Origin of the sequence: Paraburkholderia kururiensis JCM 10599 = LMG 19447 (genome assembly GCF_003986935.1) — a bacterium.
Classification (GTDB): domain Bacteria; phylum Pseudomonadota; class Gammaproteobacteria; order Burkholderiales; family Burkholderiaceae; genus Paraburkholderia; species Paraburkholderia kururiensis.
Map to the genome: position 1 here is coordinate 170,913 of NZ_RJZE01000011.1, position 25,337 is coordinate 196,249.

Sequence of the window (25,337 nt, forward strand, 5' to 3'; positions counted from 1 at the left end):
TTGCGGGCAGTGCGGGATGACCGGCGAATTTGCGGCTGCCGGTATTTTACGCACGCGGCCCCGCACCGCATCACGCCGGCCGTTTGCCGAAGCGCGCGAACCACGCGACGAACGACGGCGGACGATGGCAAATGGCGGCAAGCAGCGGCCAGCGTGCCGGAAGCCGCCTTGCGGATCGTGTATCGTTACTGGTTCATCGCGCGCGCCGTGCGTGCGCAATCTGTCTGCAAGCCTATTGAAGGAGAACCGGCCGGATGATCACGATCTGGGGACGCGCCAACTCGGCGAACGTGCAGAAACTTTTGTGGTGCTGCGACGAACTCGTGCTGCCGTACGACCGCATCGATGCGGGCTTGCAGTTCGGCCGCACCCACGACGCCGACTATCTCGCGCTGAATCCGAACGCCCGCGTGCCGACGCTCGTGGACGGCGAGTTCGTGCTGTGGGAATCGAACTCGATCCTGCGCTACCTCGTGATGCAATACGGCGCCTCCAGCCAGCTCTATCCGGCCGATCCGAAGGTGCGCGCGAGCATCGACCGCTGGCTCGACTGGTCGCTTTCCACGCTCGCGCCCACGGAGCGCCCGCTTTTCATGGCGCTCGTGCGCACGCCGCCGGAAAAGCGTGACGCCGCCGCGATCGAGGCCGACCGGCAGGCGGCCGCGGCGCTCTGGACGATCGTTGATCGCCATCTGCAAGGCCGCTTCTTTCTGGAGAACGACAAGTTCACGCTGGCCGACATCGTGATCGGCGCGTTCGCGAAGCGCTGGTTCGGCCTGGAAGGCATCGAGCGGCCGTCGCTGCCGAATCTCGAACGCTGGTATTCGCGGCTTGCCACCCGCCAGGGCTTCAAGAAGTACATCGATCTGCCGCTGACCTGACGCCGCACGGGCTCACACCAATCTCCTCGACATGACGTTGAACATCGCCGCGACGCTCGACGCGGCCCACCGGCACTTCGTCGCCGGCCGCCTCGACGAGGCGCGCCGCCTGCTGGAAGAAGCCGTCGATCAGGCGCCCGACCACGGCGAGGCACTGGAAGGTCTTGCTCACGTTGCCGCCCGGCAAGGCGACTACACGCGCGCCGCGGACTGCGCCACGCGCTTGCTGCAAAGCCGCGCCGAAGGAGCGGTTTCGCACGAGCAGTATTTTTGGGCCGCGCAGCTCTGCCAGCTCGCGCAGCGGCACGGCGAGGCGATCGACCTCTTCGAGCGCTGTCTTGCGCGGGCCCCTGATCATCCGGCGGTGCTGCATGGGCTCGCGATGTCGCTCGTACAGAACGGCGCGCACGAACGTGCGCTGGCAACCCTCGACCGCCTGAGCGCGCGCCATCCGCAGCGCCACGAAGCGCATTACAACCGGGGCAAGCTCCTCGGCACGCTGGGCCGCTACGACGAGGAAATGGCAGCCTACCGGCGCGCCATCGCCATCAAGCCGAACTTCACGCCGGCCTACGTGAACCTGGGCGTCGCCCTGCGCGATCTGCACCGCTTCGACGAAGCCCTCGCCCAGTTTCGCCAGGCGCTCGCTATCGACCCCAACGACGTGGGCGCCCGTACGAATCGCGCGCAGACCAACCTGCTGCTCGGCGAGTTCGAGCACGGCTGGCGCGAATACGAATGGCGCTGGCGCGACGGCACCGACACGCACGGCTTTCCCGACGCCACCTTGTGGAAAGGCCCGAAAGCGCAGCCCCCGGCGGGCCGGACGCTGTTCGTGCATCACGAACAGGGCCTCGGCGACACGCTGCAATTCGTCCGCTACGTCGACCTGCTGGCCGACGCCGGCGCGCGCGTCGTGCTGCGCGTTCAGGACACGTTGCTGCCGCTCCTGCGCGACTACCCGGGAACCGTGGCGGTCATCGGCGAACACGATCCGGTGCCGGCGTTCGACTGGCACTGTCCGTTGCTGAGCCTGCCCTTCGCGTTCGGCACGCGTGCCGCCGGCATTCCGGCGAAGACGCCGTACCTTGCGGCCGACGCCACCCGGCTCGCGCAATGGCACGACGTCATGGCCGCGGCAGGCGACCGGCCGCGCGTGGGCATTGCATGGTCGGGCAGCCGCACGCACGTGAACGACGCGAACCGTTCGATGCGCGCAGCCCAGCTCGCGCCGCTCTTCGATGCGCCGATGTGCTTCGTCTCGCTGCAGAAAGACGTACGCGACGAAGACCGGGCGTGCCTTGCCGAAACCCGGGCGCTGCTCGACGTTTCGCACCGGCTCGACACGTACGCCGACACGGCAGCGCTCGTGGCCCAGCTCGATCTCGTCATCAGCGTGGATACGTCGGTCGCCCATCTCGCCGGGGCGCTCGGCAAACCCGTATGGATCGCGCTGCCGTTCACGCCCGACTGGCGCTGGCAACTCGGGCGCACGGACAGCCCGTGGTATGGCGAAGCCCGATTGTTCCGCCAACCCGCGCGGGGCGACTGGGCTTCGGTGGTAGCGAACCTGCGGGCCGCGCTCGACGGTTTCACGCCCGCGAGCGCAGCCCGCGCAGCCTGAGCGGACGCGGCGCCGACAAGGCGCGCCGCCCGGCGTGCCTACAACGCCAGCCAATGCCAGCCGACGCCCGCCCGTATAATCGCCGCATGAAGATCGCAAAATCCTCGCCCGTCGACCGGAAACCGGCTGCTCGCCCAGCCGGTCATGCGCATGACCACGACGGCGGCCAGCACGACTCGCACACGGCGGGCGGCTCCCCGGGCGCTTCGCATGCTGGGACGCCCGCCTCGCAGGAAGAAGCGCTCGCCCTCGCCGACGCCTACTGCCGCGAGCGCGGCGAGAAGCTCACGCCGATTCGCCGCAAGGTGCTCGAACTGCTGCTCGCATCGGGCCGCGCCACCAAGGCGTATTCGCTGCTCGACGAAATGCGCGCGATCCATCCCGGCTCCGCGCCGCCCACGGTTTATCGCGCACTCGACTTCCTGCTCTCCGCGGGGCTCGTGCACCGGATCGAATCGATCAATGCGTTCACGGTCTGCCACGATCTCACGCAGTGCCGGCATGGCGTGCTCGTGGTGTGCCAGCAATGCGGCAACGTAACCGAACTGCATCAGCCCCCGCTGCGCGCAGCGCTCGTGGCGCAGATCGAAGAAGCGGGCTACCGGCTCGCGAGCGACGACATCGAACTCAAGGGTGTCTGCGCCAACTGCCAGGCGGCCGAACGCGCGGCCAAAGACGCGCCGGGCGCAAAAACGGTGAAGGCGGCGAAAGCGGAAGCGTAGGCCTACGCGCTGGAATGTTCCGCTGCGGTTGCCTGTCTTTGAATGCGACGCAGTGCTGGGTCGCGATCAGTCAGTGGGCCGATCTGCGGCGGACGCGGGCGTCTTTGCAGCCTGCACGGCCTTCACAGCGTTCGCAGCCTGCACGGTCTTCACGCGCCGGGTCCCCTTCGACGTATTCAGCAGCACGGCAGCACGAATCAGTGCCTTCAGCGCTTCCGCGTCGATTGCGTCGCCCTCGTGAAAATCGATGGCGCGCCGCGTATTTCCTTCGAGACTCGCGTTGAAGAGACCCGCCGGATCGTCCAGCGATGCGCCTTTTGCGAACGTCATCTTCACGGCGCTCTTGTAGGTCTCGCCTGTACAGATCAGCCCGCCGTGCGACCACACCGGCACGCCGCGCCACTTCCACTCTTCGACCACGTCCGGGTCGGCTTCCCTGACAAGCGCCCGTAGCCGCGCCAGTATTTCGCCGCGCCAGTCGCCCAGTTGCTGGATTTTTTCGTCGATGAGTGTGGAGGCAGAGGGGCCTTCCGGCGGTTCGCTCTTTTTCATGTTCTGCGTGTTGGGCATGTTCCCGACCCGGCTAAACCTGCCGGCTAAACCCGCGCGTCGATCGATTCGCGCAGCAGCGCGATGAGCTTGTCGGGCTGGGCCGGCTTGGTCATGAAGTGCTGGAACCCTTCGCCGATGCTGCGCAGCCGCCAGCTTTCGCCGGTGTGGCCGGTCAGCGCGATCGCGACGGAAGGCGTGTGATCGCAGCGTATTTCATGGTCGCGCAGGCGTTGAATGAGGTAAAACCCGTCCATGGCGGGAAGGTCGAGGTCGCATACCACGGCGTCGGGCAGCAGCCGAAGCGCCGCCTCCACGCCTTCTTCCGCGTCGGCTACCGCGACGACGCGCGCGCCCTCCGACTCCAGCAACGTTGTCAGCGACTCCCGGCTTTGCGGGTCGTCTTCGACAAGTACGATCGTTGCCTGATCGAGTCCTTGTAGTTCCTTCATGTACCTTGATGCAAAAAGACAGATTCAGGGGCCGCACGCGAGGACGATTCCCCTGCACGGCATGTCGTCGCATCGTGCCGGCCGTTGGCGTTGGCTGACGGGCGCACGCGGATACGACGCCTTTGGATACCCGGCTTTGGATACCCGCATTGCAGCGATGTTCCAGGGGACGGATGCAAAATACGTTCCAGTTTTCTGCACCGACCGACGCCAAGCTCACGCTACGTCGCGGTGCGGACGATAGCGCCGCAAAAAGACAGCCTTGTGAAAGGCGTTGCGGCCCCATCGACGATGCTTCGAGCGCTGTCTGAAATCATGGCCGAAGGTCTGTTCGCCGTCGTGGCCGGGCCCGGCGCCCGGGGATGTGCCGGCGATCGCACTGGCTTTTCGGCCGATGTCAGCCGCGCGCCGTGCGGCGCTATCATGGCGGACCCTTCCCTCCTTTTTCCGGACACGACGATGCAGGAACTCGACGCCGCCACTCTCGAAGCGCTCCGCCACGTCACCACGGCAACGCTCACCACGCAGTTGTTCAAGCGCGGACTGCGCAACACCTTCATGCAGGGCGTGAGTCCGCTCGCCGCGCATACGGGGCCGAACCTCGTCGGTCCGGCCTTCACGCTGCGCAACATTCCGTCGCGCGAAGACATCGACGTGCTCGAACTGTTCGCCGACCCGGAGTACGCGCAGCGCAAGTGCGTGGAGACGGCGCCCGCAGGCCACGTGCTGGTGCAGGATTGCCGCGGCGAGCGCGCCAGCGCTTCGTTCGGCTCCATCCTCACGCTTCGGCTCAAAGCGCGCGGCGTGGCAGGCATGGTGTCGGACGGTCCCGTGCGCGACAGCGCCACGATCGCCGAGCTTGGCCTGCCCGTGTTCTGCGCCGGCGCCAGCGCGCCGCCGAACCTGATCCGTCATCACGCGGTGGACTTCAATGTGCCGATCGGCTGCGGCGGCGTCGCGGTGTTTCCGGGCGACGTGATCGTAGGCGACGCGGACGGCGTCGTCGTGATTCCGCGTGGCATCGCCGCCGAGGTCGCCGCGGCCGCGGCGGAACAGGAACGGCTCGAAACGTTCCTCACCGAACGCATTCGCGAGGGCGCCACGCTGCCCGGTACGTATCCACCCAACGACGTGACGAAGGCCGCCTACGAGGCGTGGAAAAAGACGCACTGAAAGGGCGGGAACCCTCGGCCCGGCGCTTCAGTCCTGCGGCCCGACGCCATGCAGGAGCAGTGCTACGGCATGCCGGGCGATGGCCTGCGCACTAACCTGGCGACGCGCGGGCAGATCGCGCCATTGCTTCGACGTGGCAAACGGCAGCACCGTCAGCCCGAGCAGCGTCAGAAACACGAGCGAGGGTTCGAGTGCGCGGTTGAGCCGCCCTTCCCGCTGCCAGCGCCGGATTGCGACGAGCGCCGCCTTGCGGTTCGCGTTGCCGAAGCGTTCGTGCATGCGCTGGCGCAGCACGCCGCCTTCGCTGATCACCTCGCGCACCCAGAGTGGCGGGAACCAAGGGTTCTCATCGGCGACTTTGACGAACAGCAGCGCGAGGTCGGTGAGCGCCGCGACCGGATCGTCGGGATGGTTGCGGAACGGCTCGCCGAACTGCGCGCGAAGCGGCACGAAGAACTCGTCGATCAGCACGTCGATCAGCTGGTCGCGCGTGTTGAAGTAGTAATGGACCATCGCCGGCGTCACGCCGGCCTCGCGGGCAATGGCGCCCAGCGTGGTTTCGAGGATGCCCTGCCGCGCGAACAGCCCAAGCGCCACTTCGAGCAGTCTCTCGCGCTGCTGCGGCCCCCGGGCACTGCCCGACGGCCGGCCCGGGCGGCGCGGCGGGTCGTTGTCTCCCAACTTCTCGCCTCGCGCGGCCAGGGCCTGGGCGCCATCGCCCTCGTCGCGGGCATTGGCCCCGACGGTCCCGCGCGGCACGCGGTTTCTGACGTGCAGCGCGGCTTGCGCGCTTCCTGCTCGATCCTGTTTCGGTTCTGACATGCTGAATCTGGAATGGCGGCGCATGGTGCTGCGGGCGCCGGTTCGGTTCATCGCGCCCGGCACGGCGACACGGACACGGCGCGCCCGGCGAATTTACGCAGGGTAACAGAGTCCCGTTTGACGTTGACGCTCATCCGCAATATATTAATCTTCGTGTTAATTAATTCAACGTCAGGCACTTCCCATGGAACTACAAACCTCCGCGCAAGGCGAAGGGCGCCGTGAAGGGGCTGGCGGCATCGGTTCGCAGCCGCAGACACCAACGCAAGCACAGGGGCATCCGCCCATCCGTTTGCTGTTTCCGGCGCTCCTGCTCGTCATGCTGCTCGCCGCACTCGACCAGACCATCGTCTCCACGGCGCTGCCCACCATCGTCGGGGAACTGGGCGGCCTCGACCAGCTTTCGTGGGTCGTCACCGCCTACCTGCTCACGTCCACCATCGTCGTGCCGCTCTACGGCAAGCTGGGCGACCTGTTCGGCCGCAAGGTCGTGTTGCAGGCGGCCATCGCGCTGTTCCTCGCCGGCTCGGTGCTCTGCGGCATCGCGCAGAACATGCCGCAGCTGATCGTGCTGCGCGCGCTGCAAGGTCTCGGCGGCGGCGGGCTGCTCGTCATCACCATGGCCGCGATTGGGGACGTGGTGCCGCCCGCCGAACGCGGCCGCTACCAGGGCCTCTTCGGCGGCGTGTTCGGCCTCGCGACAGTGGTCGGTCCGCTGCTGGGCGGCTTTCTCGTCGAGCATCTGTCGTGGCGGTGGATCTTCTACATCAACGTGCCGCTCGGTGCGGTCGCACTCGTCGTGATCGGCGCCGTGTTCAAGCCGCGCACCGCGCACGTGAAGCACCAGATCGACTACATGGGCGCCGCGTTTCTGGCCGGCGCGCTCACGTGCATCATTCTCTTCACGAGCGAAGGCGGTTCGGTGCTGCCATGGTCGTCGGCGCAACTGTGGCTCACGCTCGTGCTGGGCCTCGTGTGCGTGGCGGGCTTCATTCACGAGCAAAAGCACGCGGCCGAACCCATCATGCCGCTCGAACTCTTTCGCGAACGCACGTTCTTGCTGGCGAGCCTGATCGGCTTCGTCGTGGGTGTATCGATGTTCGGCTGCGTCACGTTCCTGCCGCTCTACCTGCAGGTCGTGAAGGGCTCCACGCCATCCGAGGCCGGCGTGCAAATGCTGCCCATGATGGGCGGCCTGCTCGTCATGTCGATCGTGGTGGGACGGCTGATCAGCCGTATCGGACGCTACCGGATCTTTCCGATTGTGGGGTCACTGCTCGTGGGCGTCGCGATGGTGCTGCTCTCCACGCTGAAAATCGAAACGCCGATCCGCGTGATGTACCTCTACATGGGCCTGCTCGGCTGCGGCCTCGGCATGATCATGCAGGTACTCATTCTCGCCGTGCAGAACACGGTGGCGTTCCGGCACCTCGGCGTGGCCACGTCGGGCGCCACGCTGTTCCGCTCGATTGGCGGCTCCGTTGGCGTGGCGGCATTCGGCGCGGTGTTCTCGCACGGCCTCGAAGCGCGGCTCGACAAGATTCTGCCGCCCGACACGGGCCTGCCGCAGGGGCTCACGCCCACCGCGATCCAGCATCTGCCCGCGGCGCTCCACGACGACTATCTCCAGGCGTTCGCGGGCGCCCTGCACACGGTCTATGTCGTGGCCGCCGTGGTCGTGGTGCTGGCGTTCGCGCTCTCCTGGCTGCTTCAGGACGTACCGCTGCGCGAACATCACTGACGTGTATGCGGGGCCGGGTGGCGCGCGCTGTCTGGCCTGTCGACAATTCTGCGGAATAAGCGGTACTTCGGCCCTCTGCTCTCTTCTTTGATCCACCGCCCGCGCTGCTAGTCTGGTTGCCTACCCGATCCTCGATTCCCGCTGCCGGCGCACAACGCGCCGACAGCGAACTGACGGCAAGCTTTCGGTCACCATGACGTCCAACGCACTCAACTTTTCCGGCGGTCCCGGCGCCCTGCCCGAGTCCGTTCTCGAACAGACGCGCGAGGCCATCGTCGCGCTACCCGAGACGGGGCTCTCGGTGCTCGGCATGAGCCATCGTTCGGCCTGGTTCAAGGCGCTCGTGGACGAAGCCGAACAGAACCTGCGCGCGCTGCTCGGACTCACCGACGACTACGCCGTGACGTTCCAGCAAGGCGGCAGCAGCCTGCAGTTCGCCATGATCCCGATGAACTTCGCGCGCGGCGCAGGCTCTCCGCCCGAGTACGTGACCTCCGGATACTGGAGCGGCCGCGCGACGCAGGAAGCCGCCAAGGTGACGGCCCGCCGCGTGGCCTGGGATGGCCGCGCAACGGGCTACCGGCAACTGCCGGCGCTCGATGCGCTCGACGTCGCGCAAGACGCCGCGTACCTGCACTACGTTTCCAACGAAACCGTGGAAGGCCTGCAGTTCCCTGTCTTCGACAACACGCCGCCCGCCCCGCTGATCGCGGACATGTCGTCGGACTTTCTGTCGCAGCCCATTGCCTGCAACCGCTACGCGATGATCTACGCACACGCGCAGAAGAATCTGGGGCCCGCGGGCGTGACGGTCGCCGTGATCCACCGGTCGCTGCTCGAACGCATTCCCGACGGGCTGCCCGCCATTCTCGACTTTCGCACGCACGTTGCCCACGGCTCCAACTACAACACGCCGCCCGTGTTCGCCATTTACGTGCTCACGCTCGTCACGCGCTGGCTGCGCGACGAGATCGGTGGACTGGCCGCCATGCAGCGCATCAACGAACGCAAGGCGGCGCGTCTGTATGGCACGCTCGACGCGCTCGGCGACGCCGTGAGCATCCACGCACACACACCGTGGCGCTCGCAGATGAACGTGGCCTTCACGTTCGGCGACCGCCGGCTCGACGAGGCGTTCGTCGCGGCGGCGCGCGAACAGGGCATCGTGGGACTGGAAGGACATCGCTCGCTGGGCGGGCTGCGCGCCTCGCTCTACAACGCGGTAACGGAACAGGCTGTCGATACCCTCTGCGAGGCGCTGACCGAGTTCGCGCTGCAACGCGCATGAGCATGAGCGCCACGCCGAACGAGGCACGAAGCGCCATGCCGGAAGCCAACGCCAGTCCCGCCACCGCTCTCGCCGCGCCATGCGCTGAGGCCACGTCCGCGAGCGTGCCGGCAACGAACACTGCCGACACGCTGACGAGCCTCGCCCGCGCCCTCGACGCTGCGCCGCTCGACATGGACCTGCATCGCGCCATCCTTGCCGCCATGCGCGAAGCCGGCGACGAAAGCGGCTTCCTCGCGCACCGCATCGCCGTGGTGACGGCCGAAACCATCGCGGCGGGCGCACCCGATCTTGCGGCGATTCCGCTCTACAACCTCGCAACAACGTTCTACCTGCGCGGCGAGCCCGCGCGCGCGAAGCACTGGTACGCGCACGCGCTCGCCGTGAATCCGAACCTGGCGATCGCACACCAGAACCTCGCAGCGATCTACGACGAAGAAGGCCGCGCTGCGGACGCGCAACGGCACCGCTCGCGCGCCTACAGCCTGCAACGCGTGTTCGTGGAGCCCGTGGAGCGCCCGCAACGCCAGTTGCTGATCCTGTGCTCGGGCCATGCGTCGGGGAACGTGCCCTTCGATACGCTGCTCGACACGCAGGCCGCCTCGCGCATCAAATACGCCATCGACTATGCCGACGACGCCGAAGACACGCAGTTGCCCCCGTTCGATCTCGTCTTCAACGCAATCGGCGAGGCCGATATCGCCACGCCGCTCACGCCGCGCATCGAACGCTTCGCGGCGCGCTGCGGCAAGCCGCTCCTGAACCGTCCCGGCGCGGTCGCGAACACACAGCGCCACCGCATGCCGGCGCTGTTCGAAGCACTCGACGACGTCGTGACGGCGGCCTGCATCCGGCTCGACAGCGTGCCGCCGTCGCCCAACGTGCTCGAACGCTGCCTTGCCGTCGGCACGCTCGCGTTCCCGCTGCTGATGCGCCCGCTCGCCACGCACGGCGGCGACGGCCTGACCTTGCACGCGTCGATGGAGACGCTCTGGCCCGCGCTCGAAGCGCTCGCCGCGCCCTGCTATCTCACCGCGTTCCACGACGTGCGCAGCGCCGACGGCTACTTCCGCAAGTACCGCATGGTGTTCGTCGACGGCGAGCCGTTCCCCTACCACCTCGCCATCGCGCCGCACTGGATGGTCCACTACTACACGGCCGAAATGGATGCGGCGTGGAAGATCGCCGAAGAGCGGCGCTTCCTCGAAGACCCGGCCGCGACGCTCGGCAAACGCGCGATGCGGGCGATTGCCGCCATCGCGCAACGGCTCGACCTCGACTATGGCGGCATCGACTTCACGCTGCTGCCCGACGGCCGCGTCTTCGTGTTCGAAGCGAATGCCACGATGCTCGTGCACCGCGAACCGATGGACGGGCCGCTCGCGCACAAGAACGCGTTCGTGCAACGCATTGTCGATGCGTTCGAGCGGATGCAGATGGCGCGTCTTTCGGATGACGCGCCGGGCTCGCCTCGGCCGGCGTAGCGCAAAGTAGCGCAAAGCGCCGACAAGAGCCTGTCTTGCCACGGTGCCAACCAGTGCCAACCGGCGCCAAACGGTGCCAAAGCGCACCAGGGAACCCATTTTGTCCGCTTCAACGCGCCGCCGAATGCAGGTAAGGTGACGGCAAAACGCGCGGCGCGGCGCCGCGCCGTGCCTTGCCACATCGCCCGCCGCATACACGGCGGCCACACAGCGAAGCAGCCATGAGCGAACTCTCTCCCTCCGTTTCCCGTCACGGCGACGCCACCTTGCGCGACGCCACCGAGCAGGATCTGCCCGCCATCGCGGCCATCTATGCGCATCACGTGCAGCACAGCGTGGCTTCGTTCGAGGAAACGCCGCCCACCGTCGACGAATTTCGCACGCGCCTCGCCACGGTGCGCAGCCTGGGCCTGCCGTGGATGGTGGCCGAGATCGACGGCAAGGTGGCCGGCTACTGCTACGCGACGCCCTACCGCCCGCGCCCCGCATACCGACACACGGTGGAAGACTCGATCTACATCGACGACACCTTTCGCGGACGCGGCCTTGGCCGCGTGCTGCTGGCCGCGCTGATTGAGCGCTGCGAACAGGGGCCGTGGCGCCAGATGGTCGCGGTGATCGCCGACGGCGGACGCGGCGGATCGCTCTCGCTGCATCGCAGCCTTGGGTTCGAGTTGATCGGCACGCTGAAGTCGGTGGGCTTCAAACAGGGCCGATGGCTCGATACGACCTTGATGCAGCGCGTGCTCGGCAAAGGCGATGCGGTGCCGCCCGGCGCGTGATGTGGCGTTAAGCGTGGTCGAGCGTGGTTGAGCGCGGCGGCTCGCCAGCGATGTCCGCTGTACTCAAACGACACTCATGCGGCACTCATGCGGCACTCGAGCAGCGCTCAGCCCGCATTCGAGCGCAGCCCTTGAGCAGCCCATGCTCCACGCAGCCCCGGCGTCTCGCGAGACGACGCCGCGTTAGAATTCCGGCATGCCGAACACGCCCTCTCCCGCCGCGCCGTCCAACGAGCCGTCCGATCCGCCGCGCAACGAGTACACCGTCGACGAACTCGCACGCGTGGCCGACACCACCGTGCGCAACGTGCGCGCCTATCAGGACCGCGGCCTGCTCTCGCCGCCGGAAAAACGCGGGCGCGTGGGCGTCTATGACGACACGCACGTCTCGCGGCTCAAGCTCATCAATCACCTGCTCGCACGCGGCTACACGCTCGCCAACATTCAGGACCTCATCAAGGCCATCGACGAAGGCCACGACCTGCGCTCCATCCTCGGCCTCGAAAGCGCCATTGGCAGCCGCTGGTCGCACGAAAGACCCAGGAAGTATTCGCTCGTCGAACTCGGCAGGATGTTCGGCAGCAAAGCCTCACCCACCGTACTCGCGAAGGCGCTCGAACTCGGGCTGCTGGAACGCGACGGCCTCTCGTTCGTGGCGAAGAGCCCCGCGGCGCTCAACGCCGGCGCCGCCATGGCGCACGAAGGCATTCCTGCAGCGGACCTGCTCGACGCCGTGCGCGCCGCCCGCCCGCATTTCGGCGCGGTGGCAAAGGCGATGGTCGATCTCGTCGTGCGACAGTTGGACCGTTACGAGAGCGGCGACCTGCCGCCGCCTGCGGACGTCCCCGCGCTCGTGGAGGCGATCTGGCGCATCCGGCCGCTCGGCATGGTGCTCGTGGAAACCGAAATGAACCGCGCGCTCGAAGAGGCGTCTGGCGATTACCTCGGCGCGCGCGTGGCCGCGATCATGGAAAAGCTGGGGCGCGGCGAGGCGGGCACGGCAGACGGCAAAGCCGCCGCGACGAAACGGGCAACGGCGAAAAAAGCCGCATCTTATGCAACGGCCTCCAGAACCACGGGCCGCGGCTCCGCTGACAAGCCGGCCAGGGGCAACACGACCAAGGTCGGACGTGGCCGCACGTAGCGATTCGAGCGATCGGGTCGCCTGAGGCCGAGTGTTTCGTTCGCAGGCGCCGCGGTCCCCTCGCTTACCACCATCCACGGCTCTCCATACGCGCCCAAGGCGTCCCGCCATCTACGGCCCCGCGCGGCCGCACACCGCCCTCAGCCCAGGCGCCTCCATAGAGTCCCCTTTCTAACCCGCTCCTTGCGCCTTCCGTTTTCAGCCTCTATCGTTACATCCACCGATGTAACAGTTGACACTGAATAAAAAGGAGACGGATCGGATGAACGCGCGCACCCTGCCCGCCGAACGCGCCGCGCCCGCGGAGATCGACGTCGCGATCATCGGCTCGGGCTTTGCCGGGCTCGGCATGGCCATCCGCCTGCGCGAAGCGGGATTCACCGACTTCGCCATTGCCGAAAAAGCCGCCTCCGTGGGGGGCACCTGGCGCGACAACCACTACCCGGGCTGCGCCTGCGACGTGCAATCGCACGTCTACTCGTTCTCGTTCGCGCCGAATCCGCGCTGGACGCGCATGTTCGCGCCGCAGCCCGAAATCCGCGCGTACCTCGAAGACTGCGCGCAGCGTTTCGGCGTGACGCGCCATATCCGCTTCGGCCACGAGCTTGCGAACGCCACTTACGACGAAGCCACCCACCGCTGGCACCTGCGCTTCGTCAACGGCCAGCAATGGTCCGCGCGTGTGCTGATCTCGGGCATGGGTGGCCTCTCGCGCGCGGCGCTGCCTGACCTGCCGGGCCTCGAACGCTTCGCCGGCAAGACGTTTCACTCGCAGCAGTGGGACCACACGTACGACCTCGCGGGCAAGCGCATTGCCGTGATCGGCACCGGCGCGAGCGCCATTCAGTTCGTGCCGCAGATCGCGCCGCGCGTCGCGCATCTCGATCTCTTTCAACGCACGCCGCCGTGGATCATGCCGAAGCCCGATCGCGCCGTGCGCCCGTTCGAGCAGTGGCTGTTCCGCCGTCTGCCCTTCACGCAGAAGCTCATGCGTGCGGGGCTCTACTGCGTGCTCGAATCGCGCGCGCTCGGCTTCGCGATTCATCCGAAGCTCATGAAGACCGTGCAGAAGATCGCGCTGCGCCATCTGCGCCGCCAGGTGCCAGACCCGCAGCTGCGTGCGGTCTTGACACCGAACTACACGATTGGCTGCAAGCGCGTGCTGATTTCGAACGACTACTACCCGGCGCTTTCGCGCGACAACGTGAAGGTAGTGACGAGCGGCATCCAGCGTATCGAGGCCGACGCGGTGGTCACGCTCGACGGCGTGCGGCACCCCGCCGACTGCCTCATTTTCGGCACGGGCTTCCAGGTGGCGGACCCGTTTCCGCGCGGCGCGGTCATCGGACGCAACGGCATCGACATCGTGGACACCTGGCGCGACGGCGCGCACGCGTACCTCGGCACGACACTGCCTGGTTATCCGAATTTCTTCATGATCGTCGGACCGAACACGGGGCTTGGTCACAACTCGATGGTGTTCATGATCGAGTCGCAGGTCGAATACATCGTGCAGGCACTGCGCGCGATGAAGCGCGAGTTCGCCGACGCCATCGAGGTGCGCCCACACGTGGAGCGCGCCTACAACGAGCGCATCCAGCAGAAACTGGGCCCCACCATCTGGTCGACGGGCGGCTGCAAGAGCTGGTATCTCGATCCGCGCACGGGCAAGAACACGACACTGTGGCCCGGCTTCGCCTACCGGTTCCGCCAGGCCACGGCGACCTTCAACATGGCCGACTACTTCGCCTGGACCCAGCCGCCGGCCGTGCGTCCAGCCACACCGGCCGCAGTCACCGCACGCGCTGAAAACGGCAGCGGCAGCAGCACGCGCAACGTCGCAACTACGCCATGAGGCAATCAAAGGCCGCGAAGCACCTCTCATAACGACAAGGCAATGCAAAGCAACACCAGGCAACACCAGGGAGAACAGGAGAACCACGATGAAGCATTTCACCGACCGGGTTGCCGCCATCACGGGCGCGGGTTCGGGCATGGGCCGCTCGCTCGCGCTGGCGCTCGCCCGCGAAGGCTGCCACCTCGCACTCGCCGATCGCAATGCCGCCACGCTCACCGAAACGGCCAGGCTCGCGCGCGCCGCGGCACCCGACAGGATCGGCGCGCCGCTCACCGTCACGACCTGCGTGCTCGACGTCGCGGACCGCGCCGCCATGTACGCCTGGGCCGACGCAACCGTCGCCGCTCACGGCCGCGTGAACCTCGTGTTCAACAACGCGGGCGTGGCGCTCTCCAGCACCATCGAAGGCATGGAATACGCCGACCTCGAATGGATCGTCGGCATCAACTTCTGGGGCGTGGTGCATGGCACGAAGGCGTTTCTCCCGCATCTGAAAGCGGCGGGAGAAGGTCATATCGTCAATACGTCGAGCGTGTTCGGCCTCTTTGCGCAGCCCGGCATGAGCGGCTACAACGCGACGAAATACGCAGTGCGCGGCTTCACCGAAGCGTTGCGCGAGGAACTCGATCTGATGGGCTGCGGCGTGTCCGCCACCTGCGTGCACCCCGGTGGGATTCGTACCAACATCGCGCAGGCCAGCCGCATCGCGAAGAACATGGTCGGCTTCATGATCGAGGACGAACAGCAAGGCAAAGACGACTTCGAGAAGTTCTTCATCACGAGCGCCGACGATGCGGCCCGCACGATTCTCGCCGGCGTACGCCGCAACCGTCGGCGCATCTTGATCGGGCGCGATGCGCGCGCCGCCGACTGGCTCGCGCGCAGTCTGCCCGCCGCGTACCAGGCGCTCGTCGTGTGGCAGACGCGCCGCATGCGGCGCATCGCGCAACGCCGTGCGCGCGCTCATGCCGTGGAGCACGAAGCATGAACGACGCACGCGCCCCCATGCAAACCTCCACGCAACCTTCCGCGAAACCGACGCAACCCCGAGGAGAGATGGCCATGATGCCCGTGCGCCGCGACCTGCGTTTCGCCCTGCCGCCCGAGCGCGCCTGCACGTGGCACGCGAAGGGGCCGTACGTGACGCACTTTTTCAACGCGCTCTCGCTGCTCTTTCCAGCGGGCGAGCGCTTTTTCATGGACTCGGTGCGCCACTATCGCGACCGTATCGACGACCCGGTGCTCAAACAGCAGGTGCTCGGCTTCATCGGTCAGGAAGCCATGCATACGCGCGAACACATCGAATACAACGATCTGCTCGACGCCGCGGGCCTGCCCGCGCACAAGCTCGACCGTCGCCTCTGGTGGATGCTGGACCTGTTCCGCAAGACGCTGCCGCAGTCGTTCCAGCTTGCCATCACGGTGGCGCTCGAACACTACACGGCGATGCTCGCCAATATGCTGTTGTCCGACGCCACGCGCATCGAAGGTTCCGAGCCCGGCTACACGCGCATGTGGACGTGGCATGCGCTCGAAGAAACGGAGCACAAGGCCGTTTCGTTCGACGTCTGGAATACGGTGATGAAGCCCGGGCTGGGTCGCTATCTGCTGCGCACGGGCATCATGCTTTCGACCACGGTGCTGTTCTGGCTCATCGTGTTCGACTACCACGTGCGCCTGCTGATTGCGGACCGCAAGCGCGGCGGACATCTGCGCGGCCTGTGGCAGACCGTGAAGTTCCTGTATGGCCCGCGCCACGGCGTGTTTCCGGGCATTGCGGGCGAGTGGCTCAGCTTCTTCCGGCCGGGCTTTCACCCCTGGGACCACGACAATCGTGAGCATCTTGCCCGCATCGATTCGCTCGTCGCGGCGGTGGATGCTGCGAACGAGGCCAACCCCGACGCCGTGCGCAAGGCGACGCGTCGGCGCGTGCAGGCTGCGGCCTGAGCGTGATGACGGCCTGCGCGGCTGCCGTTCTCAATGCAACGGCAACGCGCGCCGTGCCGCCTATCGTTCGGCCGGGCGGCCGGGCGGCCCATCGTGCCGCCTGCTTTCAGCGCGGCGGCAAAGGCAACGGCGCAAGCCGCCGGAATAACGTCGGGTAGTCGATGACGATCCCGTCCTCGTCCACGGTGAGGTTCGCCGTGAAGTCGCGAAAGATGCCTTCGTAGCGATACTCGCGGTTCAGTTCGACGCACGAGTAGGCCTGCCCGGCACGCGTCACCTGCAGGTCGGGCGTGGAAATGTAGGCCACTGAAATGGGCTGACGCTCGCCCTGCGCGAGTTGCAGGCGGCGGATGGGCAGCGTGTTCGTGAACGGCGTGGCGGCAATGTCGATATCGATGCAGCCTTCGATGCCGCCCAGCCACTGACCGTGCCCGTCGTGCCAGTTGCCGGCGCCGTCGCCGAGCAGTTCCAGTTCGCCGCCGCCCGCGATCTTGAGGTACGCGCGCAGGGTGCGCCACTGCAGATCGCAGCGCACCTGGTAGAAGAGCCCGTACGGCTTGCCGTAGCGCTGCCCCACCACCACGCTCTCCACGTAGAAGCCGTCGTCGCGCGCGTCGAACGTCAGATGCTCGATGCCGTCGCCTTCCGCCGATGCCCATCGCACTTCGCGCATGTTCCTCTCCTGTTCGTGCTGTTCGTGCCGTCTGTTCTGTTCGTGATGCCGGAGACACAACGTCGCCGTCCGTCAACGCGTTGCCTCCTGCCTCCAGGCAGCCGCGCTCCATCGTAACGCCATTGCCGCATTCGGCGCGCTGCGCTTCCGAAGCGCCGTTCGACGCGCCCGCCCCCGCACTTCCCGTACCTGTTCCCGCCGTCGCCGCATGGTGCGGCGCGGTGTATTGACGCACTTTGCCGCACACCCGCGCGCAGGCTTCGTCGTGACGTGAAACAAAAAATTGATGCACCTCAACGATTTAGCCGCGTTTTCAGGATCTGCGTCATTGACGCCTGCGACGTGTTGGCACACCCCGCGTCGCAGCAAAGCCAGACGCATTGGCCTACGCTTACGCCGTCTGCCGAGGGGTCGTTCGACAACAATCCGGCAGCACTTCAGCAGCAATTGAGCAGCAGCAACTGAGCAGCATGAACTGACCAGCAACAAGCGCACCGGCATGAGCCGGCGCATCAAGTCAATCTGGCATCGGCATATGAACACCGCACTCTCGGCTTTCGATCTGGCCCGCATCCAGTTCGCCTTCACCGTCTCGTTTCACATCGTCTTTCCCGCGCTCAGCATCGGGCTCGCCAGCTTCATCGCCGTGCTCGAAGGCATGTGGCTCAAAACCGGCAAGGCGTACTACAAGGACCTTTGCCTCTTCTGGTCGAAGATCTTTGCAGTCGCCTTCGGCATGGGCGTCGTCTCCGGCGTCGTGATGAGCTACCAGTTCGGCACCAACTGGTCCGGCTTCTCGTCGTTCGCCGGTCCCGTCACCGGACCGCTCCTCATGTACGAGGTCATGACCGCGTTCTTTCTGGAAGCCGGCTTCCTCGGCATCATGCTGTTCGGCTGGAACCGCGTGAGCCCGCGCGCGCACTATGGCGCCACGCTGATGGTCGCCATCGGCACGCTGATCTCCACGTTCTGGATTCTCGCCTCCAACAGCTGGATGCAGACGCCGCAGGGCTTCGAGATCGTGGACGGCCACGTCGTGCCCACCGACTGGTTCAAGATCATCTTCAATCCGTCGTTCCCGTACCGGCTCGCGCACATGGCGATTGCGGCGTTCATCGTCGCGGCGCTCGTCGTGGCGGCAACGGGTGCATGGCATCTGCTCAAGGGGCGCCGCGACAAGGCGGTGACGAAGATGTTCTCGATGGCGCTCGGTCTGCTGCTCGTACTCGCCCCGCTGCAAGCCGTGGTGGGCGACCAGCACGGGCTCAATACGCGCGAGTATCAGCCGGCCAAGATCGCGGCCATTGAAGGTCTGTGGGATACCGAACAAGGCGGCACCGCGCTCAACCTGTTCGGCATTCCCGACATGAAGGCCGAAACCACGCGCTACGCCGTGTCGATTCCGCATCTGGGCAGCCTGATCCTCACGCACAGCTGGGACGGCGAGATTCGCGGCCTCAAGAGCTTCCCGCCGCAAGACCGCCCCGATTCGACGGTGGTGTTCTGGAGCTTTCGCGTGATGGTGGGCTTAGGCATCGCGATGATCGCGCTCGCCGTGGCGGCGTGGGTGCTGCAACGGCGCGGCCGGCTGCATGAGGCGCGCTGGTTCCACAAGCTCTGCATCGCGATGGGACCGAGCGGCTTCGTCACGCTGCTCGCGGGTTGGGTCACCACTGAAGCAGGCCGCCAGCCGTGGGTGGTATACGGCGTGATGCGCACCTCGCAGGCAGTGTCGCCGCTCACGGCGCAGCAGGTGAGCGTCTCGCTGATGGCCTTCGTGGTGGTCTACTTCCTCGTGTTCGGCACGGGCATCTACTACCTGCTCAAGCTGATGCGCTCCGGCCCCGCGCTGCCCGGCACCACGCCCAACGGCGTACCCGACCACGAACCGGCTCACACGGCACGCCGCCCGCTTTCGGCCGCGGACGGGCTGATCGACGCCTGAGGGCCACTGCGCACGCCTGAGCACCGCAACGAAAACTATCGGATCACCCCACGAGGACACAATGGACGTCACGACAATCTGGGCCGCCATCATCGCGCTCGGCCTTTTCATGTACGTGGTGCTGGACGGCTTCGATCTCGGCATCGGCATCATCTTTCCGTTCTTCCCGGACGAAGGCGAACGCGACCTCATGATGAACACGGTCGCGCCCGTCTGGGACGGCAACGAGACCTGGCTCGTGCTGGGCGGCGCGGGCCTCTTCGCGGTGTTCCCGGTGGTCTACTCGACCGTGCTCTCCGCGCTCTATCTCCCGCTCATCTTCATGCTGGCGTGCCTGATTTTCCGCGGCGTGTCGTTCGAGATTCGCGCGAAGGCCAACCGGACGAAGCATCTCTGGGACCTCGCGTTCATCGGCGGTTCGGCGGGCGCGGCGTTCTTCCAGGGCATTGCGCTGGGTGCGTTCCTGCAAGGCATTCCCATGGACGACGGCCGCTTCGCCGGCGACCCGTTCGGCTGGCTCTCACCGTTCAGCCTGCTCACGGGGCTCGGCCTCGTCGTGACCTACGCGCTGCTCGGCTGCTGCTGGCTCGTGGCGAAAACCGAAGGCGACCTGCAACGGCGGCTGCATCGCGTGGTGTGGCCGCTCACGGTGGTGCTGCTTGCGTTCATCGGGCTCGTGAGCCTGTGCACGCCGCTCCAGGACCCGAACATTGCCGCCCGCTGGTTCGACTCCGGCCTCTTCTGGCGGCTGCTGCCGGTGCCGTTCCTCGTGGCCGCGTGCGCGTTCTTCATGCGCCGCGCCGTGAAGCGGCGCGAGCACGTCACGCCGTTCGTGCTCGCGCTCGGGCTTGTGCTGCTCGGCTACGTGGGGCTGCTCGTGAGCCTCTGGCCGTACGCCATTCCGCAGAGCCTGACCGTATGGCAGGCGGCGGCGCCGCGCTCGAGCCAGATGTTCACGCTGGCGGGCACGGTGGTCATTCTGCCGATCATCATCGGCTACACGACGATGGGCTACTGGGTCTTTCGCGGCAAGGTGCGCCATGGCGACCAACATCACTATCACTGAGCAGGCGGCGGGAACGGGCGGCGGGTCGGGTTTGCGGAGTGTGTCGGACATGTCGGGCATCCCGGCCGTCGCGGGCACGAGAGGCATCGCCAGCGTCGCCACCGACACGACGCGCAATGCCGCAGTCTCCGGCGCGGCTGCCCGTGCGGCTGCCCATGCGGCAGCCGCACGGACACCTTCCGTCGGGTCGCCGAGCCGCCTGCCCGGCTGGTTCTGGTTCGTCGTACTCTGGTGCGGCGGCGTGGGCGCCGCCATGGGGCTCGGGTTCGCCTTCAAGGTGCTGATGAACCTCACACTGTTCGCCGTGAAGTGAGCGCCTGACCTGCCATTCGCCGGCCACTTGCCGGCCACTTGCCGGCCACTCGCCGGCCACTCGCCGCCCCTCTGGCTGGCGCTTCAAAAATTCCTCCCGCTTTCCGTCTTCGAAACAGGCCCCGGCGTAAGCGCCGCGGGGGCCTCGCTGCAGTGCGGACGCGAAGGCCCGTGGCCACACCACGAACCACGCGCTGCGTCGCAGACAGACCATAGAGCGCCGGCGCAGGGAACACGGCGCGCGGGGGGACCAATCTTTCATTCGCCGAAACCGTTGCAATCGTTCGCGAGCCGTGCGAACAATCACGCATCGCGCGAGAGGCAAGCGCGAGACGAAGCCGGCAAGGCACGGCAGGACATTGCAGCGTTCGCTGCAACATTCGCCGCCGCCATCGACGGGGAGCCGGCAGACGTCGCCGCACGGGGAGCGGCGCGCCTGCCGGCTGACGATGGACCGGCCGCGAGGCGCGACGAATGCAACGGATGCGGGGAACGGATGTCGAGAGCGATGGACAAGCGCGATGCAAACGAAGCGGCGCAGCGGGCACAACGTACCGGCAGCGGCGCAATCAACCGGCAGGGCCGGCACGCGGAGACACCATGAAGTTTCTTGTGGCCGACGACCATGAACTCATCCGCCAGGGCGTGAAGGGCCTGCTGCGCGGGCTCGACGCGGACGCACAATTCGACGAGGCCGACAGCTGGGAGACCCTCGTGGCCGCCGCGCGGCCCGATGCCGACCACGATCTGGCCATCGTCGATCTGCACATGCCGGGCATGAGCGGCGCGGCGTCGCTGGCGACGCTGCTCGCGGGCAATCCGGCGCTGCCGGTGGTGGTGCTCTCGGCGGAAGAGTCGCCCGACGAAATGCGCGCCGTGCTCGCCGCGGGCGCGCTCGGCTTCGTGCCGAAGCGGCAGCCGGCCAGCGTGATGCTGAAGGCGATCGAACTGGTGCTCTCGGGCGGCGCCTACGTGCCGATGGAGGCGCTAAGCCTGCTCGGCGCACGCGACGGCGCCCAGCGCGAAGCGGCGCCGTCCGCACCCTTCTACGAAGACTCCGGCGCAACGCGATCCGCCGGCAGCGCCGCGTCTATTGCCGCTTCTGCCTCCGATACACCCGCCACGACCTCGCTCCTGCAACCCCACCAGCGCCATCTGCTCGAAAACCTGTCGCCTCGGCAGCAGGACATCATGCGGCTCGTCCATCGCGGCTGGACCAACAAGATGATTGCCCGCGAGCTAGGCGTAGCCGAGGGAACCGTGAAGGTGCACCTCTCCGTGATTTTTCGCGCGCTCGGCGTGCACAACCGCTCCACGGCGATCGCCGTGATCAATGGATGGCTGGAGGCGGGCAAGACACTGTGAGCGTCGCGCTTGCCGTGTCCACCTCCTGGTGCTGCTGGTGCTGCTGCTCCTCGCGCTCCTGCCATAGCGTCTGCAGCGTGCGGCGCAGCCGCGCCGGCGTCACCGGCTTGTGCAGCACGGGAATGCCTTGCGCCGCGAGCGCATGCAGCTCCGACGACGCCATGTCCCCCGTAATCAGCAGCGTCACCGGGTCCATCACGCCCGCGCGATGCAGCGCGTCGCGCACCGCGGCGAGCGCCTGCGCGCCGGTGCGATGGTCGGCCAACTGGTAGTCGCAGAGCACCGCGTCCGGCGCGAAGCCGGCTTCGATCTGCCGCGCGGCCTCGTGTTCGTTGCGCACGCCGCGCACCTCGCAGCCCCAGCGCGCAAGCAGGCTTTCCAGCCCGGCCAGAATGGCGGGCTCGTCGTCGATGCACAGCACGCGCCGGCCTTCGGGCGCCGCGCCTGCAGTCACCGTATCGTCGAGGCTCGTCACGATGCGGCTTGCGTCGCCATTGGGCACCGCGAAGCGGAACACCGATCCCCGCTGCGGCGCCGAGCGCAATTGCAGTTCGCTGCCCAGCAGGTCGATCAACCGCTTCACCGTGGGTAGTCCAAGGCCATGCCCCTGGCGCGCGTCGCGTGCCGGATTCGCCACCTGGTAGAACTCGTCGAAGATGCGCTGCTGCTCTTCTGCCGCGATGCCGATGCCCGAGTCCCGCACCTCGATATAGCCGCCGTCCGGCCGTCCCCCGCGGCGAAAACCCATCCAGATGGCGCCCTCCTCCGTGTAGCGGATCGCGTTCGAGAGCAGGTTGCCGAGCACGCGCTCCAGCAGCACCGGGTCGTCGTAGAGCACGGCCTGCGTCGGCGCGATGCGCAGCGCGAGCCCCTTCGCCGCCGCCTGCGGCCAATATTGGTTGCCCACGCGCTCGAACAGCTCCGCGAGCCGGAAGTGCAGCCGGATCACCTGCGTCACGCCGCTTTCGAGGCGCGCGAGGTCGAGCACCTGGTTGAACAGCTGGTTCAACGCCTCGACGTTGTGGACGATGTGGCGCGCGGTCCGCTCGCGCTGCGCTGCGGCATCGGGGTTCGCGTCGGGGTTAGGGTTGGCGTTGGTGTCGGCCTGGGCGGCATCGCCCGTGCCAGAGCCCGCTTCGGTACCCGCATCGATACCCGCTTCACCGCCCTTGCCCCCACCCGCGCCCGGGGCCGCGGCGCCGCCGGGATCGTTCAATGACGCCGCCAGCAACCCGATGGCATGCAGCGGCTGGCGCAGATCATGGCTTGCGGCAGCGAAGAAGCGCGTCTTGGCGAGGCTCGCCTCTTCGACCAACAGCTTTTGCTGCGCGAGCGTCTCGGCGAGCCGCTGCTGATCGACGCGCGCTTCCACCACGCGGCGGAACAGCCGTCGGTAGCTCGCCGCGTAGACGTTGATCGCGCAGAAGAAGAACGCCAGCACGATGGCGAGAATCGTGCGGTCGAACGTGTGCGCGCTGAAGTGAAGCGCGATGGAAGGCAGCAGCAGGAACGGAATCGATGTCGAGAAGTTGAGGAAGTCGAAGCCGTTCGACATGAACACACCCGCCGCCAGCGTGACCAGCATGACGGTGTGCAGCACCGGCAGATCGGCCTGAGTACTATGAAACGCGAACCAGATGGACAGCCCCGGGGCGCTGTAGATGAACACGCCGCGCAGCGCGTGCAGCACGATCCAGCTGCGCGCGCTCAGCGCGCCTGCCGCGTACCGGTGCCATAGCCACAGCGCGAGCCCGGCCACGTTCGCGGCGCTGTAGAACGCCATCCATGCCGTGAAGAGATGCGAGTACGACGCCGACCAGTGCGGCCGCTCGGACCAGTAGATCGCCACGAGCGTGCCGAGCGAAAACCAGTGGGTGAAAAAGGCGATGGGGTCCTGCGCGTAGAGCACGCGGACCTGATCTTCGTCGATGGCCTGCTGGACGGGGTTGGCCCGCATCGCGCGGTCTCCTTGCCGGATAGAGGGTGCGGCTGCTTTGGCTTTGCTGGGCTTTGGCTTTGCTGGGCTGTGGCCCGCTGGCGCCCGGTTGCATTCGATTGCGTTCGGCTGCATTCACGTGCGCCGTTGGGCTGCGTCGGCAACGGTTGGCGCCGCCCTTTCAGCGGGCGCCGTTCCTGCCCCTGACGGTTTACCCGCGCAGTTTACCCACCAGCTATCACTTAATCCATATAGGCGAACGGAGGGCCAAAAACCATACTGCGTGCAACTTTCCGCGCGCCCCGCTTTCCCCGCGAACCTCGCGGACGCCCGCAGCACGGGCCTCCCCGCCGGCTTCCCACGTTTGTCGCGCGCAAGCCATTCCCCGATGGAGACCGCCATGAACGCCCTGACCACCGCGGCAAGCAGCCGGCCGACGCCAACGCCCACCCCCACTGCGCCCCGCCTTCCCGACGACGCCGTCCTGCCCGACCTCTGGCGCCGCCGCACCGCGCTTTCCGACGACGAAATGGCCTCGATGTACGACCTCGTGCGCCGCACGCTGCGCAGCTACCATCCGCACGAGCTCTACGCGCTGGGCGAAGACAAGGACGAACTCGTGTCCCAGTTCATCTACGCGCGGGTGCTGCGTCTCGCGCCTGGCCGCGAAGACACCGAAGCCTGCGCGGGCAGCGCGCCCTCCAACGGCTACGCGCTGTGCGCCTACTTTCGCCGCTACCTGATCGACTGCCTGCGCAGCGCGAGCCACCAGCGCAACGTTTCGATGGAGGAAGACGGCATCCTGCTCGACGTGGAGCGCCGCACTCACAGCATCGACGACCCGGTGCGCAGCGTGCTGCTCGACTACGGCCTCGACGAGTGCAGCGTGCGCGCCGCGGCCCGCACCTTCATTGCGAGCCTCGACGAACCGGAGCGCATCGTGCTGGCCGGCAGTCTCGGCTGGTGCTCCGAATACAAGGGTGGCCTCGCCGCGGTGGCCGCGGCGCACGGCGTGCCTTCGTATCACTACCGCGCCGTGAAACTCGGCGTCACCACGAAGAAGACGGGCAATGCCGCCGATTTTTCCACGACGAAAATCGGCCAGTGGCTCACGCAGGTGCTTCACATCGAGATCGAGCCCGACAATCGCGCGGCCATTCTGGTCGTGCTCAACCTGCTCGCGGCCGAATCGCGGGAATCACGGGATCCGCAGGAATCGTGCGATTCGCTCAATTCACGCGATGAACGTGGTGGACGCGATGAACGCGATGAACGCGATGAATTCGCCAATCGCGAAGAAAGCGCCGAGCCCGAATTCAACGAAGCCGCCGCATGATCGGACGCGCAGGCGTGCGCGGGTGCCGGGATCGCGACGGCACCGCACCCGCGAAAGACCGGCCTGCGCCGCGGCCCGGCTTTTCTTTCCGCCCACACCGTCTACGATGAATACGCGCAATACGCGTCCCGCCGTTTTCGCCGTCCGCTTGATTCCCGCCATTCCCGCAGCGCACAACACGTTCGGGCACGCCAGGGCACAGGTCCGTGGCCGCCCGGTCAACAACACGAGGTGACC

General features: G+C 66.9%; 22 protein-coding genes. 17 read left to right on the plus strand and 5 right to left on the minus strand.

Annotated elements, in window-relative coordinates; all coding sequences use genetic code 11:
• Positions 1–254: 254 nt before the first annotated feature.
• From PKKP23_RS15335 to PKKP23_RS15345, 3 genes are all read left to right on the plus strand, one after another.
• On the plus strand, positions 255–881 hold the full coding sequence (locus PKKP23_RS15335; protein ID WP_126877525.1) for a glutathione S-transferase family protein: 627 nt from the start codon (positions 255–257) through the stop codon (positions 879–881).
• 31 nt (positions 882–912) lie between these two features.
• A complete protein-coding gene (locus PKKP23_RS15340) occupies positions 913–2,505 on the plus strand; it encodes a tetratricopeptide repeat protein (RefSeq protein ID WP_126877526.1) in 1,593 nt (530 codons plus the stop codon).
• Between the two features lie 86 nt (positions 2,506–2,591).
• On the plus strand, positions 2,592–3,227 hold the full coding sequence (locus PKKP23_RS15345; protein WP_240659028.1) for a Fur family transcriptional regulator: 636 nt from the start codon (positions 2,592–2,594) through the stop codon (positions 3,225–3,227).
• Between the two features lie 66 nt (positions 3,228–3,293).
• On the opposite strand, the gene PKKP23_RS15350 is transcribed toward PKKP23_RS15345, so the two are convergent.
• Complete coding sequence (locus PKKP23_RS15350; RefSeq protein ID WP_126877528.1) at positions 3,294–3,779, minus strand: DUF1801 domain-containing protein; 486 nt, start codon at positions 3,777–3,779, stop codon at positions 3,294–3,296.
• A 44-nt stretch (positions 3,780–3,823) separates the two neighbouring features.
• A complete protein-coding gene (locus PKKP23_RS15355) occupies positions 3,824–4,228 on the minus strand; it encodes a response regulator (protein WP_017773666.1) in 405 nt (134 codons plus the stop codon).
• Positions 4,229–4,651: 423 nt separating this feature from the next.
• Here PKKP23_RS15355 and PKKP23_RS15360 point away from each other — a divergent pair, with 423 nt between their 5' ends.
• A complete protein-coding gene (locus PKKP23_RS15360) occupies positions 4,652–5,401 on the plus strand; it encodes a ribonuclease activity regulator RraA (RefSeq protein ID WP_168724570.1) in 750 nt (249 codons plus the stop codon).
• A gap of 27 nt (positions 5,402–5,428) precedes the next feature.
• On the opposite strand, the gene PKKP23_RS15365 is transcribed toward PKKP23_RS15360, so the two are convergent.
• On the minus strand, positions 5,429–6,286 hold the full coding sequence (locus PKKP23_RS15365) for a TetR/AcrR family transcriptional regulator (RefSeq protein WP_420873230.1): 858 nt from the start codon (positions 6,284–6,286) through the stop codon (positions 5,429–5,431).
• Between the two features lie 121 nt (positions 6,287–6,407).
• Between PKKP23_RS15365 and PKKP23_RS15370 the strand changes: the two genes are divergently transcribed.
• From PKKP23_RS15370 to PKKP23_RS15405, 8 genes are all read left to right on the plus strand, one after another.
• Positions 6,408–7,964 (plus strand): MDR family MFS transporter, encoded by a 1,557-nt coding sequence (locus PKKP23_RS15370; RefSeq protein WP_240659029.1) that lies wholly within the window; start codon positions 6,408–6,410, stop codon positions 7,962–7,964.
• Between the two features lie 193 nt (positions 7,965–8,157).
• Positions 8,158–9,252 (plus strand): phosphoserine transaminase, encoded by a 1,095-nt coding sequence (locus tag PKKP23_RS15375; protein WP_126877529.1) that lies wholly within the window; start codon positions 8,158–8,160, stop codon positions 9,250–9,252.
• Positions 9,253–9,254: 2 nt separating this feature from the next.
• On the plus strand, positions 9,255–10,736 hold the full coding sequence (locus tag PKKP23_RS15380; RefSeq protein WP_126877530.1) for a tetratricopeptide repeat protein: 1,482 nt from the start codon (positions 9,255–9,257) through the stop codon (positions 10,734–10,736).
• A 221-nt stretch (positions 10,737–10,957) separates the two neighbouring features.
• Entirely contained in the window at positions 10,958–11,518 is a 561-nt protein-coding gene (locus PKKP23_RS15385) for a GNAT family N-acetyltransferase (RefSeq protein WP_017773660.1), read from the plus strand.
• 196 nt (positions 11,519–11,714) lie between these two features.
• Entirely contained in the window at positions 11,715–12,662 is a 948-nt protein-coding gene (locus tag PKKP23_RS15390; RefSeq protein ID WP_126877531.1) for a MerR family transcriptional regulator, read from the plus strand.
• Positions 12,663–12,924: 262 nt separating this feature from the next.
• Complete coding sequence (locus PKKP23_RS15395) at positions 12,925–14,517, plus strand: flavin-containing monooxygenase (RefSeq protein ID WP_126877532.1); 1,593 nt, start codon at positions 12,925–12,927, stop codon at positions 14,515–14,517.
• A gap of 88 nt (positions 14,518–14,605) precedes the next feature.
• Entirely contained in the window at positions 14,606–15,508 is a 903-nt protein-coding gene (locus tag PKKP23_RS15400; RefSeq protein WP_017773657.1) for an SDR family NAD(P)-dependent oxidoreductase, read from the plus strand.
• Between the two features lie 74 nt (positions 15,509–15,582).
• Positions 15,583–16,467, plus strand: coding sequence for a metal-dependent hydrolase (locus PKKP23_RS15405; RefSeq protein ID WP_126877533.1), 885 nt, complete (start codon positions 15,583–15,585; stop codon positions 16,465–16,467).
• Between the two features lie 106 nt (positions 16,468–16,573).
• Here the strand turns inward: PKKP23_RS15405 and PKKP23_RS15410 are convergent, their stop codons facing one another.
• Positions 16,574–17,140: a putative glycolipid-binding domain-containing protein gene (locus PKKP23_RS15410; RefSeq protein WP_126877534.1), complete on the minus strand. Its 567-nt coding sequence runs from the start codon at positions 17,138–17,140 to the stop codon at positions 16,574–16,576.
• A gap of 535 nt (positions 17,141–17,675) precedes the next feature.
• Here PKKP23_RS15410 and PKKP23_RS15415 point away from each other — a divergent pair.
• The 4 genes from PKKP23_RS15415 to PKKP23_RS15430 all read left to right on the plus strand — a co-directional run bounded on the left by PKKP23_RS15415 (position 17,676) and on the right by PKKP23_RS15430 (position 21,828).
• On the plus strand, positions 17,676–19,085 hold the full coding sequence (locus tag PKKP23_RS15415) for a cytochrome ubiquinol oxidase subunit I (RefSeq protein WP_026121216.1): 1,410 nt from the start codon (positions 17,676–17,678) through the stop codon (positions 19,083–19,085).
• A gap of 61 nt (positions 19,086–19,146) precedes the next feature.
• Positions 19,147–20,151 carry a cytochrome d ubiquinol oxidase subunit II gene (gene cydB / locus PKKP23_RS15420; protein ID WP_126877535.1) on the plus strand — a complete coding sequence of 335 codons (1,005 nt, stop codon included), beginning with the start codon at positions 19,147–19,149 and terminating at the stop codon, positions 20,149–20,151.
• Between the two features lie 49 nt (positions 20,152–20,200).
• Positions 20,201–20,464 carry a hypothetical protein gene (locus PKKP23_RS34130; RefSeq protein WP_138721037.1) on the plus strand — a complete coding sequence of 88 codons (264 nt, stop codon included), beginning with the start codon at positions 20,201–20,203 and terminating at the stop codon, positions 20,462–20,464.
• A gap of 599 nt (positions 20,465–21,063) precedes the next feature.
• Positions 21,064–21,828: a response regulator transcription factor gene (locus tag PKKP23_RS15430; RefSeq protein ID WP_126877537.1), complete on the plus strand. Its 765-nt coding sequence runs from the start codon at positions 21,064–21,066 to the stop codon at positions 21,826–21,828.
• Here the strand turns inward: PKKP23_RS15430 and PKKP23_RS15435 are convergent.
• Positions 21,794–23,785: an ATP-binding response regulator gene (locus PKKP23_RS15435; RefSeq protein ID WP_126877538.1), complete on the minus strand. Its 1,992-nt coding sequence runs from the start codon at positions 23,783–23,785 to the stop codon at positions 21,794–21,796. The genes PKKP23_RS15430 and PKKP23_RS15435 overlap by 35 nt on opposite strands.
• 379 nt (positions 23,786–24,164) lie before the next feature.
• Between PKKP23_RS15435 and PKKP23_RS15440 the strand changes: the two genes are divergently transcribed.
• Complete coding sequence (locus PKKP23_RS15440) at positions 24,165–25,100, plus strand: hypothetical protein (protein ID WP_126877539.1); 936 nt, start codon at positions 24,165–24,167, stop codon at positions 25,098–25,100.
• Positions 25,101–25,337: the final 237 nt, after the last annotated feature.